This is a genomic window from Ottowia sp. VDI28, assembly GCF_049532675.1.
GTDB lineage: Bacteria > Pseudomonadota > Gammaproteobacteria > Burkholderiales > Burkholderiaceae_C > Ottowia.
In genome coordinates this window covers 3593380-3608519 of the sequence record NZ_CP149820.1, presented here as the reverse complement: position 1 = coordinate 3608519, position 15140 = coordinate 3593380, and the positions used below count along the sequence as shown (strand labels likewise).

General features: G+C 63.2%; 14 protein-coding genes and 3 pseudogenes. 15 read left to right on the top strand and 2 right to left on the bottom strand.

Annotated features, from left to right (window positions below; genetic code table 11):
- Positions 1-27: 27 nt before the first annotated feature.
- Complete coding sequence (locus tag WJU18_RS17050; protein WP_423461027.1) at positions 28-1029, top strand: 2-dehydropantoate 2-reductase; 1002 nt, start codon at positions 28-30, stop codon at positions 1027-1029.
- 3 nt (positions 1030-1032) lie between these two features.
- On the opposite strand, the gene WJU18_RS17045 is transcribed toward WJU18_RS17050, so the two are convergent.
- Positions 1033-1707, bottom strand: a complete 675-nt coding sequence (locus WJU18_RS17045; RefSeq protein ID WP_423454157.1) for a TetR/AcrR family transcriptional regulator — start codon at positions 1705-1707, stop codon at positions 1033-1035.
- Positions 1708-1933: 226 nt separating this feature from the next.
- On the opposite strand from WJU18_RS17045, the gene WJU18_RS17040 reads away from it, so the two are divergent.
- From WJU18_RS17040 to WJU18_RS17030, 3 genes are read left to right on the top strand one after another with little or no spacing between them, the layout of a single operon-like run.
- Positions 1934-2959 carry a Rieske 2Fe-2S domain-containing protein gene (locus WJU18_RS17040; RefSeq protein ID WP_423454155.1) on the top strand — a complete coding sequence of 342 codons (1026 nt, stop codon included), beginning with the start codon at positions 1934-1936 and terminating at the stop codon, positions 2957-2959.
- Positions 2960-2987: 28 nt separating this feature from the next.
- The gene (locus tag WJU18_RS17035) at positions 2988-4172 is read left to right on the top strand and encodes an ABC transporter substrate-binding protein (RefSeq protein ID WP_423454153.1); all 1185 of its coding nucleotides are present in this window, start codon (positions 2988-2990) and stop codon (positions 4170-4172) included.
- Positions 4173-4202: 30 nt separating this feature from the next.
- The gene (locus WJU18_RS17030; protein WP_423454151.1) at positions 4203-5177 is read left to right on the top strand and encodes a PDR/VanB family oxidoreductase; all 975 of its coding nucleotides are present in this window, start codon (positions 4203-4205) and stop codon (positions 5175-5177) included.
- Positions 5178-5216: 39 nt separating this feature from the next.
- On the opposite strand, the pseudogene WJU18_RS17025 reads toward WJU18_RS17030, so the two are convergent.
- Positions 5217-6154, bottom strand: a pseudogene (locus tag WJU18_RS17025) (LysR family transcriptional regulator).
- A gap of 130 nt (positions 6155-6284) precedes the next feature.
- On the opposite strand from WJU18_RS17025, the gene WJU18_RS17020 reads away from it, so the two are divergent.
- The 11 genes and pseudogenes from WJU18_RS17020 to WJU18_RS16970 all read left to right on the top strand — a co-directional run bounded on the left by WJU18_RS17020 (position 6285) and on the right by WJU18_RS16970 (position 15140).
- A complete protein-coding gene (locus WJU18_RS17020) occupies positions 6285-7271 on the top strand; it encodes a 2Fe-2S iron-sulfur cluster-binding protein (protein WP_423454149.1) in 987 nt (328 codons plus the stop codon).
- 30 nt (positions 7272-7301) lie between these two features.
- Positions 7302-8562 (top strand): annotated as a pseudogene (locus tag WJU18_RS17015) (aromatic ring-hydroxylating dioxygenase subunit alpha).
- 3 nt (positions 8563-8565) lie between these two features.
- A complete protein-coding gene (locus WJU18_RS17010; protein ID WP_423454147.1) occupies positions 8566-9048 on the top strand; it encodes an aromatic-ring-hydroxylating dioxygenase subunit beta in 483 nt (160 codons plus the stop codon).
- An 11-nt stretch (positions 9049-9059) separates the two neighbouring features.
- Positions 9060-9374, top strand: a complete 315-nt coding sequence (locus WJU18_RS17005) for a non-heme iron oxygenase ferredoxin subunit (RefSeq protein ID WP_423454145.1) — start codon at positions 9060-9062, stop codon at positions 9372-9374.
- Positions 9375-9456: 82 nt separating this feature from the next.
- Positions 9457-10629, top strand: coding sequence for an ABC transporter substrate-binding protein (locus WJU18_RS17000; RefSeq protein WP_423454143.1), 1173 nt, complete (start codon positions 9457-9459; stop codon positions 10627-10629).
- 3 nt (positions 10630-10632) lie between these two features.
- The gene (locus tag WJU18_RS16995) at positions 10633-11556 is read left to right on the top strand and encodes a branched-chain amino acid ABC transporter permease (RefSeq protein WP_423454141.1); all 924 of its coding nucleotides are present in this window, start codon (positions 10633-10635) and stop codon (positions 11554-11556) included.
- Positions 11557-11558: 2 nt separating this feature from the next.
- Positions 11559-12533, top strand: coding sequence for a branched-chain amino acid ABC transporter permease (locus WJU18_RS16990; RefSeq protein ID WP_423454140.1), 975 nt, complete (start codon positions 11559-11561; stop codon positions 12531-12533).
- Positions 12534-12598: 65 nt separating this feature from the next.
- Positions 12599-12997, top strand: a pseudogene (locus WJU18_RS16985) (ATP-binding cassette domain-containing protein); the annotation flags it as partial.
- 9 nt (positions 12998-13006) lie between these two features.
- Complete coding sequence (locus tag WJU18_RS16980) at positions 13007-13282, top strand: hypothetical protein (protein ID WP_423461026.1); 276 nt, start codon at positions 13007-13009, stop codon at positions 13280-13282.
- Positions 13282-13995 (top strand): ABC transporter ATP-binding protein, encoded by a 714-nt coding sequence (locus tag WJU18_RS16975; RefSeq protein ID WP_423461025.1) that lies wholly within the window; start codon positions 13282-13284, stop codon positions 13993-13995. The genes WJU18_RS16980 and WJU18_RS16975 overlap by 1 nt, the downstream gene beginning before the upstream one ends.
- A gap of 65 nt (positions 13996-14060) precedes the next feature.
- A complete protein-coding gene (locus WJU18_RS16970) occupies positions 14061-15140 on the top strand; it encodes a cupin domain-containing protein (protein ID WP_423454138.1) in 1080 nt (359 codons plus the stop codon).

Genomic DNA, 15140 nt, shown 5'->3' with positions numbered 1-15140 from the left:
TCCGCGGCGCCTGGGCCCATCTGGGTCATGGGCGCTGGGGCGATAGGGTGCTTTGTCGGGGGCTGCCTGGCCGCAGCGGGGGCGGACGTGGTGTTCATCGCCCGCCCTCGTGTGAATCAAGCGCTGGCCCGGGAGGGCCTGACTCTGACCGATGTGTTCGGCAGGCGCCACCAACTGTCTCCGGCGGCCCTGCACTTGGTGGAGAGCGTGGAGATATTGCGCGCCACCATGCCGGCGCCATCCCTGGTGCTGCTCACGGTCAAAAGCGGTGCCACGGCCGAAGCCGCCAGCGCGCTGGCCCAGGTGCTGCCAGCGGGTGCGCCGGTGTTATCCTTGCAGAATGGCCTTGCCAATGCGCCGCAGGCCCAGGCAGCGGCACCCGCCTTGCGCGTGCTGCCGGGCATGGTGTCTTTCAACGTGGCTGAATTGGCGCCAGGGCACTATCACCAGGGCACGGAAGGGCATCTGGCGGCGCAGGACGATGCGGTGCTCCGCGCATGGCAGCCGCTTTTTACGCGAGCCGGGTTGCTGCTTGAATTGCATGCCGATCTGCGGCCGGTTCAATGGGGCAAGCTGCTGCTCAATCTGAATAATCCCGTCAATGCGCTGTCAGGCTTGCCGCTGCGCGCCGAGCTGATGCAACGCGGTTACCGGCAAGTTTTTGCCAGTCTGATGGACGAGGCGCTGGCCGTGCTGCGTGCTGCCGGCATTCAACCTGCGCGGCTGACGCCTGTGCCGCCGCATCGGCTGCCGGCGATCCTGCGTTTGCCCGATTGGCTGTTCCGCGTGCTGGCGGCGCGCATGCTGCGGATCGATGCACAGGCGCGTTCCAGCATGGCGGATGATCTGGCCATGGGCCGGCGCACTGAAGTCGATGCGCTCTGCGGAGAGGTGGTGCGTCTGGCGAAATCTACGGGTGTACCGGCACCGCGCAACGCGCGCATGGTTGAGCTGATCGACGGTTCCTGGCCCACAGCGCCCGAACACATGGAGGCCTCTCGCTTGCTGCATGCACTCGGGCTGAAGTGATCATCAGGGGTTGGCTGGGTTGACGGATGCGGCCATTTCCCGTTCAGCAATGGCTACCCATTCCTTGAGATAACTCTGGTAGTTGCGGTCATCATGCCGCCACAGGCGGTTGATGGCCATGCCGCGTGTCAGGTTCAGTGTGAGGTTGAGCAAGACCTTGGCCCGGGATGAGGGGAGGCCGGCGCGCTTGAAGACCTTGAGCCAGATGTCGTCGCAAGTGGTGCGATAGCGCTCCATCACGGGCAGGATTTGCTCCAGCAATTCGGGGTCCGTGCGGGCCACGACGATGCTTTCGAGCGCGGCAATGAAGGGCCAGTCGAAGTAGACGCTCAGGCAATCGCTCAGATAACCCTCGATGGGGTTGAGATCAGCATCCGCCGTCTGCGCCACGCGCTGGCCGCGCACGATGGCTTCTTCGTAGACCATGGCCGTGGCGGCTACCACCAGCTCCGCCTTGGAGGCAAAGTGGTGCATCAGCGCGCCATTGGAAACACCGGCGACCCTCGCCACCTCCTTGGTCGTCAGCCGGCCATAGCCTTGCTCCAGCAGCACATCGATGGCGGCTTGCATCAGTTTTTCACGCGTGGCACGGGTGCGGTCGGCCTGTGTGCGGCGCTCGCGGCGAGGGGCGGGCGGTTGCGGTTCGGTCTGATCCTCAGGTAGGGAAGCGCTGGGCATGGTGGTGTTGCGAAAGCATGGTGATCCATGGGAATTATGAATGGCCGCGCTCCCATGGCGTATTTAAGGACATGAGCACGTCAAGAACCTGAATCCGTTCTAAGCGATTCCGGGGAAGTCACATCTTAGGGAATTCACTTACAAACCGCCTGCTCTGTTTCTTTTAAGATCGCGCCCAACTATTTCAAGAAATTTTTCCGCCCACTTTCCCCACGAGGAGATCTACATGGCATTCATACGCAATGCGTGGTACCTGGCCTGCTGGAGCAGCGATATTCAACCTGGCGCCATGTTCAAGCGCCGGCTGCTGGATGAGCCCATCGTTTTCTATCGCAAGACCGATGGCACGCCCGCCGCCTTGCTGGACCGCTGTCCGCACCGTTTCGTGCCGCTGTCCATGGGCGTGCTCAAGCAAGACAACATCAGGTGCCAGTACCACGGGCTGACCTTCGACTGCACGGGCAAGTGTGTGGACAACCCGCACGGCGACGGCAAGATCCCGGCAGCGGCCAAGGTGCGCTCCTATCCGTTGGCCGAGAGCCAGGGCATGGTCTGGATCTGGATGGGCACGGGCGAAGCCGATCGCGCCAAGCTGCCCAACTACGACGCGCTACAGCAGCGCGAGGGCTTCAGCACCAGCCATGGCTACCTGAACATCGAGGCCAACTACGAGCTGATGGGCGAAAACCTGCTGGACCTGAGCCACATCACTTATCTGCACGACGGTTTTCTGGGCAGCCCCGAGCAGCGTGGCGCCGATCAGACGCTGGAGGAGAAGGACGGCACGCTCATCTGCAAGCGCTGGATGCCCAACATCTCCGTGCCCCGCATTTTCGATATGGTCTACCGCCGCGACGGTAAGCCGGTGGATATGTGGACCCATATGACCTGGATTCCACCCAGCAATTTTCTGCTGGATACCGGTGTGCACGAGGTGGGTGGCCAGCGCGAGGACAGGGGGTGGTACTACGGTGTGCACATCCTGACACCCGAAACCGAGAAGACTACGCACTACCACTTCGCGGCTGTCATGCCGCCCGGCACGCAGCTCGACGAAGCCCAGGCGAGCGAGTTTTCGCGCTTGCGCCGCATGGCCTTCGAGGACCAGGACAAGCCTTTCCTGGACGCTCAGCAGGCCGCCATTGGCGACCAGGATTTCTGGGCCATGAAACCGGTGCTGCTGACCGTCGATGCCGGTCCGGTGCGCATGCGCCGGCAGATCGAGCGCCTGATCAAAGAAGAGGCTCTGTGAGCCGCCCACATGACTGTAGGAGACAAGAATGAAACTCAAACTCGCTCAAATCACCCTGGCTGCGCTGGCCTTGGGCTCTCTTTCCTTTGCTCAGGCGCAAACCCAACCCCAGACGCCGATCAAGATCGGCTTCATCGGTGAGCTGTCGGGCGCGCAGGCAGCCGTGGGGCAGGATCAGCTTGACGGCTTCAACCTGCTGCTTGAGCGCAACGGCGGCAAGCTCGGCGGCGTGCCGGTGCAGTTGATCAAGGAAGACAGCCAACTCAAGCCCGATGTGGCCACGCAACTGGCCCGCAAGCTGGTGGAGCGGGACAAGGTGTCCATCATCACCGGCATCTCCTTTTCCAACATCATGATGGCGGTGCACAAGTACATCACCGGCAATGAGGTGTTCCTGATCGGCTCCAACGCCGGTCCCTCGCAGATCGCCGGCGCGCAATGTTCGCCTTATCAGTTCATTACCTCGTGGCAGGGCGATCAGCCGGCGGAGGCCATCGGCCAGTATGCGACGGAGAAGGGCTACAAGAAGGTGTTCGTGCTGGCGCCCAACTACCAGGCCGGCAAGGATATCGTGAGCGGTTTCAAGCGCCACTACAAGGGCGCATTGGCTGAAGAGGTCTATACCTCGCTCAACCAACTGGATTTCCAGGCTGAGTTGTCTCAGGTGGCTGCGGCCAATCCGGATGCCGTGTTCGCTTTCTATCCCGGCGGGCTGGGTGTGGCTTTCGCCAAGCAATATGCGCAGGCCGGCCTGATCCGCAAGGTGCCGCTGCTGTCGACCTTCATCGTCGATGCGCTGACGCTACCCGCTGTGGGTGACACCGCGATGGGGGTGGTGAGCGGAGGTTTCTGGGCTCCTGATTTCAGCAATCCGCAAAGCCAGCAGTTCGTCGATGAGTTCGAGCGCAAGTACAAGCGCATTCCGTCGAACTACGCCGCCCAGAGCTACGACGCCGCGTTGCTGCTTGATTCGGCCATTGCCAACGTCAAGGGCAATGTGGCCGACAAGAAGGCTTTCATGGCTGCACTCAAGGCCGCCGATTTCAAATCGGTGCGGGGGGACATGAAATTCGGCAACAACCACTTCCCCATCCAGGCCATGCACGTCATGCAAGTGGCCAAGGACGCCAAGGGCCGCCTGAACCTGAAAACCATCTCCACGCCATTCAAGAGCTACCAGGATGCCTACGCCGCAGCCTGTCCGCTCAAATAAGGCAGGGATGAAACGAGCCGGAGCCAATCCATGAGCCTCTTGAACGTTCGCGTGGCACGCCGCTGGCGCGAAGCCGAAGGCATAGATGCCTTCGAGATCACCCCGGTGGATGCCAGCGTCACGCTGCCGGCCTATCAGGCCGGTGCGCATATAGATGTGCATCTGCCCAACGGGATGGTGCGCCAGTATTCACTGTGCGGCCAGCCAGAGGCGAGCGGCGCGCAAGGCAACCGCTATCGGATCGCGGTGCTGCGGGAGGAGGCGGGGCGGGGCGGCTCCCGGTATCTGCACGAGCAGGTGTTCGAAGGGCAGGTGCTGTCCATTGGCCTGCCGCGCCATGCGTTCGGCCTGCAGGCCGACAGTGCGCCCAGCGTGTTGCTGGCCGGCGGCGTCGGCATCACGCCGCTGCTGGCCATGGCCTATGAATTGGCAGCACGAGGGTGCGAATTCCACATGCATCTGTTCGCGCGCTCGCGTGCCCGGGCGCCGTTCCAAAGTGAGCTGGCATCGGAGCGCCTGGCGGGGCGGGTCACACTACACTTTGACGACGAAGCGTTGCCCGGCCAGCCGCCAGCGCTTGCCACGGTATTGAGCAAGGCAGATGCCAATGCCCGTGCCTATGTGTGCGGCCCGGCTGGCTTCCTGGATTGCGCCCGCGAAGAATGGGCCGCGCGAGGACGGCCGGAAGAGCGCTTCCACTTCGAATCCTTTGTGCCTGTGGCGCCCGCAGCCGATGCGGGCACCTTCGAGGTCGAGGTAGCGAGTACCGGGCAGGTTGTGACCGTGGCCGCCGATGAAACCGTGGTGGCCGCGCTGGCGCGCTGCGGGGTGGAGGTGCCGCTGTCATGCGAGCAGGGCATTTGCGGCACTTGCCTGACGGGCGTGCGCGAGGGCATTCCCGAACACCACGACATGTATTTGAGCGATGATGAGCGCGCACGCAACGACTGCTTTACGCCGTGTTGCTCGCGGGCCAAATCGGCAAGGTTGGTCTTGGCGTTGTAGGGTGGGCATGAATGCCCGCCCTAAGACCATAAACACGCTCTAAGAGGATTGGGCCTCGGGGAGCTTGCCTGGGCTACCGTCAGAGAACAGTTGCACGAACAATTGCCTCAGCCAGAGGTTGGCAGGGTCGCGGTTGAACTTGGCATGCCAGAACAGGTTGATGGCAATGTCGGGCAGCCGCACGGGGTGTGGTGAACTGGCGAGGCCGAAGGCGTTCTGTATGCGTTCGGCAAAGCGTTCGGGCACAGTGGCGATGAGGTCGGTGCTTTGCAGGATCGGTCCCACGGCCACGAAATGCGGCACGCGCAGGCGCAGGCGCCGCTGGATGCCGGCGCGCTCCATCAGGCCGTCGATGTCGCCATGGCCGGTGCTGGCCGACAGCACGCCCACATGATCCAGTTCGCAGAACTGCTCAAGGCTCATGGGGGAGCGCGCGGTGGGATGGTCCTGCCGGAACAGGCATACATACCGGTGGCGCAACAGCCGTGTCTGAAAAAACCAGTCTGCAGATCCGGCAGAGGGCCGGCGGCCAGATCGACGGCGCCCGATTCCATGTCCAGCTTGAGGTTGCCGGTGTGCGGACGCACCGTGTGGATCTGGATGTGCGGCGCGCGCTGGGCCAGGGCATTCATCAGCGGCGGCATGAAATAGATCTCGCCGATATCGGTCATCGCGAGGTTGAAGGTGCGCCCGCTGGTCTCGGGGTTGAACGCGTCGCGGCGTGTCAGGGCTGATTGCAGGGCGTTGAGCGCGTAGACCACGGGCTCGGCCAGATGCAACGCATAGGGCGTGGGCTCCATACCGCGGGAGGTGCGCAGGAACAATTCGTCCTGGAGGAGGGTGCGCAACCGCTTGAGCGAGTTGCTCACGGCCGGTTGCGTCAGCCCCAGATGTTCGGCGGCGGCCGAAACGCTGCGGTCGAGCAGCAGTTGATTGAAAACCACCAGCAGGTTGAGATCCAGTTCACGCAGGTTCATGGCGATGAGCATTATTCACGCCAGTGATTCTATCTATCAGGATCGATGTATGGACTGATATTCCTCCCGTCCGCAGAATCCCAGCCCAAGAAGACAACTGCAGCCAAAGCAAGCTGGTAGCCGGCAGACCATGGAAATCACGATCGAACCCCTCAAGCGGGTGCTCAGCGCCGAGGTCGGCAACAACCTGCTGGACGTCCTGCGTGCCAACGAGGTACCCATCTCCTACAGCTGCATGGCGGGGCGGTGCGGCACCTGCCGTTGCCGCGTGGTGCGGGGGCAAGTGCTCAACTCCGGGCCTGAATCAGGCCGGCCGCAGGTGGAGGGCGAAGGCTATGTGCTGGCCTGCCAGAGCGTATTGACCGAAAGCTGCGCCATCGAATTGCCCGAAGTGGACGAGGTGGTGGTTCACCCGGCCCGGATCGTCAAGGGCACCGTGGTCGCCATCGAGGAGGCCACCCACGATATCCGGCGTTTGCGCGTCAAGCTGGCCAAGCCCATCGAGTTCAGCCCGGGCCAATACGCCACGCTGCAATTCACGCCTGAGCATATCCGCCCCTATTCGATGGCCGGCCTGCCTGGCGATGAAGAGTGGGAGTTCCAGATCCGCCGCGTGTTCGATGGCCGCGTGACAGAGCACGTGTTCGAACAGTTGGAGCCCGGCGCGGCCCTGCGAATCAGCGGGCCGCTGGGCACGGCTTACTTGCGCCGCAAACATGAGGGGCCCATGCTCTGCGTGGCTGGCGGTACGGGTTTGGCGCCAGTGCTGTCCATCGTGCGCGGTGCGCTCGAAGGCGGCATGGACAACCCGATTCATCTTTATTTCGGCGTGCGCAGCGAGCGCGATCTCTATGACGCCCAGCGCCTGCAAGCCATGGCCGCCTCGCATCCCAATTTGCAATTGCATATCGTGGTGGCGACCGGCCCGGTGGCGAGCGGTCTGCGCCAAGGCCTGGTCACCGACGCGATCGAGCAGGACCTGCCGTCGTTGACGGGCTGGCGGGCTTACCTGTGCGGAGCCCCCGCGATGGTGGAGGCCGTGACTTTTCTGGTCAAGCGGCTGGGCCTCGCGCCGGAGCACATCCACGCGGATGCCTTCTACCCGAGCGGTACCTGATTTCAATCCCCCACCCAAAGAGGATCTCCCATGAGCGAAGTCTCGAGCATCTTTCCCGCCGAGCCCAGTTGGGCTGGTGATGGAACGCACCGAATTCCCCTTCCTGGCCTATACCAGTGAAGATCTCTACAAGCGCGAGCTTGAGCGTTTTTTCTACAAAGGCCACTGGTGCTATGTCGGGCTGGAAGCGGAAGTGCCCAACGCCGGCGACTTCAAGCGGACCGTGGTGGGAGAGCGCTCCGTCATCATGGTGCGGGATGCCGACGGCTCCATCAATGTGGTGGAGAACGTTTGCGCGCACCGCGGCATGCGTTTTTGCCGTGAACGCCACGGCAACAAGAAGGATTTTGTCTGCCCCTATCACCAGTGGAGCTACACCCTGAAGGGTGATTTGCAAGGGGTGCCTTTCCGCCGCGGCGTCAAGCAGGACGGCAAGGTCAATGGCGGCATGCCGGCCGATTTCAAGACCAGCGACCATGGTCTGACGAAGCTCAAGGTCGCGGTGCGCGGCGGCGTGGTGTTCGCCTCCTTCGACCACGAGGTTGAATCGCTGGAGGACTACCTGGGCCCCGCGATCCTGTCTTATTTCGATCGTCTGTTCAACGGGCGCAAGCTCAAGATCCTGGGCTACAACCGCCAGAGCATTCCGGGCAACTGGAAGCTCATGCAGGAAAACATCAAGGACCCCTATCACCCAGGCCTGTTGCACACCTGGTTTGTGACCTTCGGGCTGTGGCGCGCCGACAACCGCTCGGAGCTGAAGATGGACGACCGCTATCGCCATGCAGCCATGATCTCCACGCGCGGCACGGGCGGCAAGGCCGATCAGGTCACGCAGGTATCGAGCTTCAAGGAGAGCATGCAACTCCACGACCCCAGCTTTCTGGACATCGTGCCCGAGCCCTGGTGGGGCGGCCCCACGGCGGTGATGACCACCATTTTCCCCAGCGTGATCCTCCAGCAGCAGGTCAATAGCGTTTCCACGCGCCACATCCAGCCGACGGGCAATGGTTCATTCGATTTCGTGTGGACGCATTTCGGTTTTGAGGACGACACGCCCGAGATGACCGACCGGCGGCTGCGCCAGGCCAATCTGTTCGGCCCGGCCGGTTTTGTGTCTGCCGACGACGGCGAGGTGATCGAGTTCTCGCAGGAATCCTTCGAGAGCAAACCGTTCCATCGTGCTGTCGCCGAACTGGGCGGTACCGAAGTGGGCGATACCGATCACATGGTGACCGAGACCCTGATTCGCGGCATGTACCGCTACTGGCGCGACGTGATGGAGGACTGAGCGATGAGCATCAAGATCGAGTTCCAGGACTGGCTGGAGTTGAACCAGCTCTATGCCGACTATGCAAGCGCTGTCGATTCGAATGACTGGGAGCTGTGGCCCGAGTTCTTCATTGAGCAATGCACCTATCGCCTGCAGCCGCGCGAGAACCATGAGCGCGGCTTCCCGCTGGCCACGCTGTCCTTCAGCAGCAAGGGCATGCTGAAGGATCGCGTCTACGGTATCAAGGAAACGCTGTTCCATGACCCGTACTACCAGCGCCATGTGGTGGGCAGCCCCGTGGTGCGCCAGGTGGAGGCGGACGGTTGGCGCTGCGAGGCGAACTACGCGGTGTTTCGCACCAAGCTGTCGCAGGCCTCCACGGTGTTCAACGTGGGCCGCTACCTGGACAAGGTGGTGCGCACCCCCGAGGGGCTGAAGTTCGCCTCGCGCGAGTGCATCTACGACAGCGAAATGATCCCCAACTCCATTATTTACCCCATTTGAGCGAGACCTGCATGAGCGAACCATGGACCGACGCGCTGGCCGTCACCGATCTGCCCACGGACGACGTGGTGGGCGTTATTGTCGAGGGCAGGGACATTGCCATCTACACCTTGGGCGATGAGGTCTACGCCACCGACAACCTGTGCACGCATGGGGCCGCTCGTTTGTGCGATGGCTTCCTGGAAGGGCATGAGATCGAATGCCCGCTGCATCAGGGCAAGTTCGATGTGCGGAATGGGCAACCCACCTGCGCGCCCGTGACCGAGCCGCTGCGCACCTACCCGATCAGGATCGAGAACCAGCGCGTGATGCTCAAGCTGTCCTGAGCCCCGGCTTCCTTCTCCTCGCTGGATTTTCAACCCGCCACGGCGGTTTTCGGACCGCTCCAGGCCTTCACAAGAGACAAGAATGACACGACCCACCTCCATTTCCCTGCTACTTGCCGCTTCGGCCTTGAGCCTCGCCATGCAAGCCCGTGCCGACGTGAAAATCGGCTTCTTTGCACCTTTGTCCGGTCCCGTCGCGGCTGTCGGGCAGGATCAATATGACGGCTTCATGTTGGGCCTTGAGGAACTGGGTGGCAAGCTGGGCGGGCAGGCTGCCAGTGTGCTGCGCGAGGATGATCAGCTCAAACCCGAAATGGGCAACCAGATCGCGCGCAAATTCATTGACCGCGACAAAGTCGACGCCATCGTCGGCCTGGGTTTTTCGAATGTGCTGATGGCCAGCCTTCCCCGCATCAAGGAGTCGGGCACCGTGGCTATCGCCACCAATGCCGGCCCGTCGCCGCTGGCCGGCGCCGGCTGCCTCCCCAACGTTTTTTCAACGGCCTGGCAAAACGATGGCGCGGCCGAGGCGATGGGCAAATACGCCCAGGACAAAGGCTTCAAGAAAGTCTATTTGATGGCGCCCAACTACCAGGCGGGCAAGGACTACGTGGCGGGCTTCAAGCGCCTCTACAAGGGCAAGGTGGTCGATGAGGTTTATACGCAGGTCAACCAGCCGGATTACTCGGCGGAGCTGGCTCAGCTGCAGGCGGCGGGTGCTGATGCCGTTTTCGTGTTCTACCCGGGCGGCATGGGCGTGAATTTCGTCAAGCAGTACGCACAGGCGGGCTTGGGCAAGACGTTGCCGCTGCTGTCGGCATTCACGGTCGATGGCACCACCATCGGTGCCCAGCGCGATGCTGCCGTGGGTGTGATCTCGGGAGCCATGTGGGATGCGGTACTGACTGCGCCGGGCAACAGCGAATTCGTGGCGGCGTTTACCAAGAAATTCAAACGTGAACCCAGCCTCTATGCCGCTGTGGGCTACGACACGGTGCGCTTGCTGGATATCGCGGTCAAGCGCGTGAATGGCAAGACCAGCGACAAGGCCGCCTTTGCCGCCGCAGTCAAGGCGGCGGGCGCTGAGCTCAAATCAGTGCGCGGGCCTTTCCGGTTCAACAACAACAATATGCCGGTGCAGAACTACTACGCCGTGCAGACCTCCAAGGAGGGCAGCAAACTCACGGCCAAGCTGCTCGGCACGCCTCTGGCCGAGCACCAGGACGTGTACGCCAGCCTGTGCAAGGGCAAATAAGCCATGAGCACCACGTTGCTGCTCGCGCAGCTTCTCAACGGCTTGCAGTACGGCGTTCTGCTGTTTCTGCTGGCCGCTGGCCTGACGCTGGTTTTCGGCATCATGAGCTTTGTGAATCTGGCGCATGGTTCGCTCTACATGCTGGGGGCTTACGCCGCCGCGGTGGTGGGCGGCCAGACCGGCTCCTTTCTGCTGGCGGTGCTGGCGGCTCTGGCGACGGGGGCCGTGGTCGGCTTCGTGCTGGAGCGTGTGGCCGTGGCACGGCTGTACCGGCGCGACCACCTCGACCACGTGCTGGCCACTTTCGGGCTGGTGCTGTTCTTCAACGAGGTAGTGCGCATGATCTGGGGGCCGCAACCGGTCTTCGTGTCGCTGCCTGAGGCGCTGTCCGGCACCATCGATCTGATGGGCCTGAGCTACCCGAGCTACCGCTTCCTGATCATCGGCGTGGGCCTGGCGGTGGCCGTGGGCAGCCAGTGGCTGATCCACCGCACCCGCGTGGGCATGCTGATCCGCGCCGGCTCGGTCAACCCGGCCATGGTCGGCGCCCTGGGGGTGAACATTCAGCGCCTGAATGCCATGCTGTTCGCCCTGGGCGCTGCACTGGCCGCGTTGGCTGGCGCCATGGCCGGCCCCATTCTTTCGGTGCAAAGCGGCATGGGTGAGCCTGTGCTGATCACCACGCTGGTGGTCATCGTGATTGGCGGCATCGGCTCCGTCAAGGGGGCGCTGTATGCCAGCATCATCGTGGGCATGGTGGATACCTTGGGCCGGACTTTTCTGCCCATGCTGCTGCGCGCCGTGGCAGACCGTGAGATCGCCAACGCGGCTGGACCGGCACTGGCATCGATGCTGGTCTATCTGTTGATGGCCGTCGTGCTCGCCTTCCGCCCCCAAGGCCTTTTTCCCGCGCACAAAGGGGCTTGATCATGAAATCCTTGCGATATCCCGCCGGCTGGCTGCCGGTGCTGGTCGTGCTGGGACTGGCCGGCGTGCCGGCCTTGGCTGCGCTGACCCAGGACAGCTTCCTGGTCAGTTTCTTCGCCCGCGTGCTGATCTACGCCATTGCCGCCGCCGCGCTCAACATCGCGCTCGGTTTTGGCGGGCTGGTCAGCCTGGGACATGCACTGTTCCTTGGCATCGGCATGTACAGCGTCGCGCTGCCGGCTCACTTCGGCATCACCAGCGGCTGGGTGCATCTGGCCTGGTGCATCGGTGCGTGCGCCATGGTCGGTGCGGTCACGGGGGCGATCAGCCTGCGTACGACCGGCATCGGCTTCATCATGATCACGCTGGCGTTCGCGCAGATGGGCTATTTCGTCATTGTCAGCCTCAAGCAGTTTGGCGGCGACGATGGCTTGACCATCACCGGCGCGAGCGAATTCTTCGGTCATGCGCTTTCCAGCGCCCAGGCGGTCTATGCGGCCTCGCTCATACTGCTGGTCGCGCTATTGCTATGGACGGCACGCATGCGCCATTCGCCCTTTGGCATGGCGTTGCGTGGTGGCCGCCAGAATGCCCGCCGTGTGGCCTCCATCGGCCTGGCGCCCCGCGAGTACCAGTTGGCCGCCTACGTGCTGTCGGCGGTGCTGTGCGGGCTGGCGGGCTTGCTGTTCGCCAACCTCAATGCCTACGCTTCACCCAGCACCATGGCCTGGACCGTGTCGGGCGAACTGATCGTCATGGTGGTTCTGGGCGGCATGGGGTCGGTGGCCGGCCCGTTGTTGGGCGCGGTGGTTTTTCTGGGCATAGAGGAGGTGTTCAAGGTGCTCACCGAGCATTGGATGGCACCCTTCGGCCTGGCCATCCTGGCGGTCGCGCTCCTCGGCAGGACTGGTCTCATGGGCTGGCTTGAACACTTCACGCCACGCGCCAAGGCGGCGCGAGAGGAGCCCAAGCCATGAGCAGCATGCTGAAAACCCAATCGCTGACCAAGCGCTATGGCGCGTTGCTCGTGACCGACGAGGTGTCGCTGGACATCGCCCCGGGTGAATTGCACGCGATCATTGGTCCCAACGGCGCAGGCAAGACCACGCTCATCAACCAGCTCTCGGGCGAGCTGCGCTCCGACAGCGGATCGGTGCTCTTCGAGGGCCGGGACGTGACCTCGCACGGCATACATGCCCGCGCGCGCCAGGGCCTGCTGCGCTCTTACCAGATTACCTCGGTGTTTGACGAGTTCACGGTGCGGGAAAACGCGGCGCTGGCCGCCATGGGCGCCAAGCGGCACGCCTTCCGCTTCTGGCTGAGCCTGCTGGACGATGCGGCCGCCGTGGCGGCTGCTGATGACGGCATCGCCGCCGCCGGGCTGCAGGCGCTGGCCGATCTGCGGGCCTCCGAACTGGGCTACGGAGAGCGGCGCCAGCTCGAATTGGCGATGGCGCTGGCGGCGCGGCCCAAGTTCCTGCTGCTGGACGAGCCGATGGCGGGCATGAGCGTGCAGGAGTCAGCCAAGGTGATCGAGCTGCTGCAATCGCTCAAGCGGCGCTACACCATCCTGCTGGTCGAGCACGACATGAATGCGGTGTTCGCACTGGCGGACCGGATCAGCGTGCTGGTCTATGGCCGTATCCTGATGACCGGAACGCCCGAAGAGGTACGCGGCAACAGCGAAGTGCGCACGATATACCTGGGCGACGAGGAGATCGCATGATGAAGGCATTGTTGGACGTCAAGGGCCTTCATGCAGGGTATGGGGCGGCCAAGGTCTTGTTCGGCATCGATTTTTCGGTCGGCGAGGGCGAGGTCGTCACGCTGCTGGGCCGCAATGGCATGGGGCGCTCTACCACCATCAAGTGCCTCTTCGGCCTGTTGCGCGCCAGCGGCGGCAGTATCGAATTCGCGGGCCGGAACATCGAAAACCGGCCTTCCTTTGCCATCGCGCAACAGGGCTTGGGCCTGGTGCCCGAGGGGCGGCAGGTTTTTCCCAACCTCACGGTGGAGGAGAACCTGGTGGCGACCGCTCGTTCGCGGACGGGCCACGGCCTGCGCCCCTGGACGCTCGAACGCGTCTACGGCTTCTTCCCTCGTCTCAAGGAACGCCGCAGCAATCTCGGCTCGCAGCTTTCCGGTGGCGAGCAGCAGATGCTGGCCATCGGCCGCGCGCTCATGACCAATCCCCGGCTCATGGTGCTCGATGAGGCGACGGAAGGTCTTGCGCCGCTGATCCGTGCCGAAATCTGGCGCTCGCTGGGCGAGCTCAAGGCCGAAGGACTCTCGCTGATCGTCATCGACAAGAATCTGGGCCCGTTGCTGCAACTGGCCGACCGGCACATCGTGATCGAGAAAGGGCGTGTGGTCTGGTCCGGCACGTCCGAGGCCTTGCGCGCCGACAAGCAGATCGTCCACGACTATCTCGGCGTGTAAGAACACGTTCCTGGAGCGACACCTCTCTCGCTGTTTCGTCTCAATCGTATTTCAAGGAAACCGGCATGGCCGCAGAAGATCAACCCCTGGGCACTCTGGAAGAGTTGCCTCAGTCTTACCGTGACGAACTCAGGAAGCTGAACCTGGTGCCCCTGTGGCCCAGCCTGCGCAGCCTGTTGCCGCCCAAGGTGCCGGCTCGCCAGACCAGCCCGACTTATTGGCCCTATCAATCGATCAAACCCCTGCTGATGCAGGCTGGGGACTTGACACCGATCGAGAAGGCAGAGCGCCGCGTGCTGGTGCTGGCCAATCCAGGGCATGGGCTGGAGAAAATGCAGGCCAGCTCGGCCATCTACCTGGGCATGCAACTTCTGCTGCCCGGCGAATGGGCACCTTCGCACCGGCATACGCCCAATGCGGTGCGCATGGTGGTGGAGGGCGAGGGTGCCTGGACCACGGTGGATGGCGAACGCTGCCAGATGAGCCGGGGGGACCTGATTCTCACGCCAACAGGGCTCTGGCATGAGCACGGGCACGACGGCTCCGATCCGGTGATCTGGCTGGACGTGCTCGATCTGCCCCTGGCCCACTACCTGGAGGTGAGCTACCACCTCAACGGGGATCGCCAGAACACCAAGCAAAGCCAGGGCAACCGTGCCTACGCTCGTGCAGGTGTCGTGCCGACGCCGGTTTTCGGCCGCAGCGGCCGGCGCTATCCGATGCTGCGCTACCCCTGGACCGATGCCCGCGCCGCGCTGCAGTCTCTCGCCGAGGATCAGCCTGATCTGGAGGCCGTGCAAGTCACCTACATCAATCCCGAGACAGGCGAAGACGCCGAAAACATTCTCGGCTTCCATGCCCTGATGTTGCGGCCGGGGCAGACGCTGACGTTGCCAGCCCGCTCGCCAGCAGCGGTTTACCATGCCATTGAAGGCGCAGCCCGTGTGGCAGCCGGCGGGCAGGGCTTTGACCTGAGGTCCGCCGACACCTGCTGCATCCCGGGCTATTGCGCCACCACACTGGCCAATCTTTCCGGCAGCGAACCAGCTTTCCTGTTCGTGGCTGACGAGTCGCCTCTGCACCGCAAGCTGGGTGTCTACGAGATACGCGCCGACGAGCAGCCCTCCATGCCTTCGCAATCCTGA

Coding starts and splice junctions, on each gene's coding strand:
- WJU18_RS17050 (WP_423461027.1), top strand. CDS start 28: ATGGGCGCTGGGGCGATAGGGTGCTTTGTCGGGGGCTGCCTGGCCGCA.
- WJU18_RS17045 (WP_423454157.1), bottom strand. CDS start 1,707: ATGCCCAGCGCTTCCCTACCTGAGGATCAGACCGAACCGCAACCGCCC.
- WJU18_RS17040 (WP_423454155.1), top strand. CDS start 1,934: ATGGCATTCATACGCAATGCGTGGTACCTGGCCTGCTGGAGCAGCGAT.
- WJU18_RS17035 (WP_423454153.1), top strand. CDS start 2,988: ATGAAACTCAAACTCGCTCAAATCACCCTGGCTGCGCTGGCCTTGGGC.
- WJU18_RS17030 (WP_423454151.1), top strand. CDS start 4,203: ATGAGCCTCTTGAACGTTCGCGTGGCACGCCGCTGGCGCGAAGCCGAA.
- WJU18_RS17020 (WP_423454149.1), top strand. CDS start 6,285: ATGGAAATCACGATCGAACCCCTCAAGCGGGTGCTCAGCGCCGAGGTC.
- WJU18_RS17010 (WP_423454147.1), top strand. CDS start 8,566: ATGAGCATCAAGATCGAGTTCCAGGACTGGCTGGAGTTGAACCAGCTC.
- WJU18_RS17005 (WP_423454145.1), top strand. CDS start 9,060: ATGAGCGAACCATGGACCGACGCGCTGGCCGTCACCGATCTGCCCACG.
- WJU18_RS17000 (WP_423454143.1), top strand. CDS start 9,457: ATGACACGACCCACCTCCATTTCCCTGCTACTTGCCGCTTCGGCCTTG.
- WJU18_RS16995 (WP_423454141.1), top strand. CDS start 10,633: ATGAGCACCACGTTGCTGCTCGCGCAGCTTCTCAACGGCTTGCAGTAC.
- WJU18_RS16990 (WP_423454140.1), top strand. CDS start 11,559: ATGAAATCCTTGCGATATCCCGCCGGCTGGCTGCCGGTGCTGGTCGTG.
- WJU18_RS16980 (WP_423461026.1), top strand. CDS start 13,007: ATGGCGCTGGCGGCGCGGCCCAAGTTCCTGCTGCTGGACGAGCCGATG.
- WJU18_RS16975 (WP_423461025.1), top strand. CDS start 13,282: ATGAAGGCATTGTTGGACGTCAAGGGCCTTCATGCAGGGTATGGGGCG.
- WJU18_RS16970 (WP_423454138.1), top strand. CDS start 14,061: ATGGCCGCAGAAGATCAACCCCTGGGCACTCTGGAAGAGTTGCCTCAG.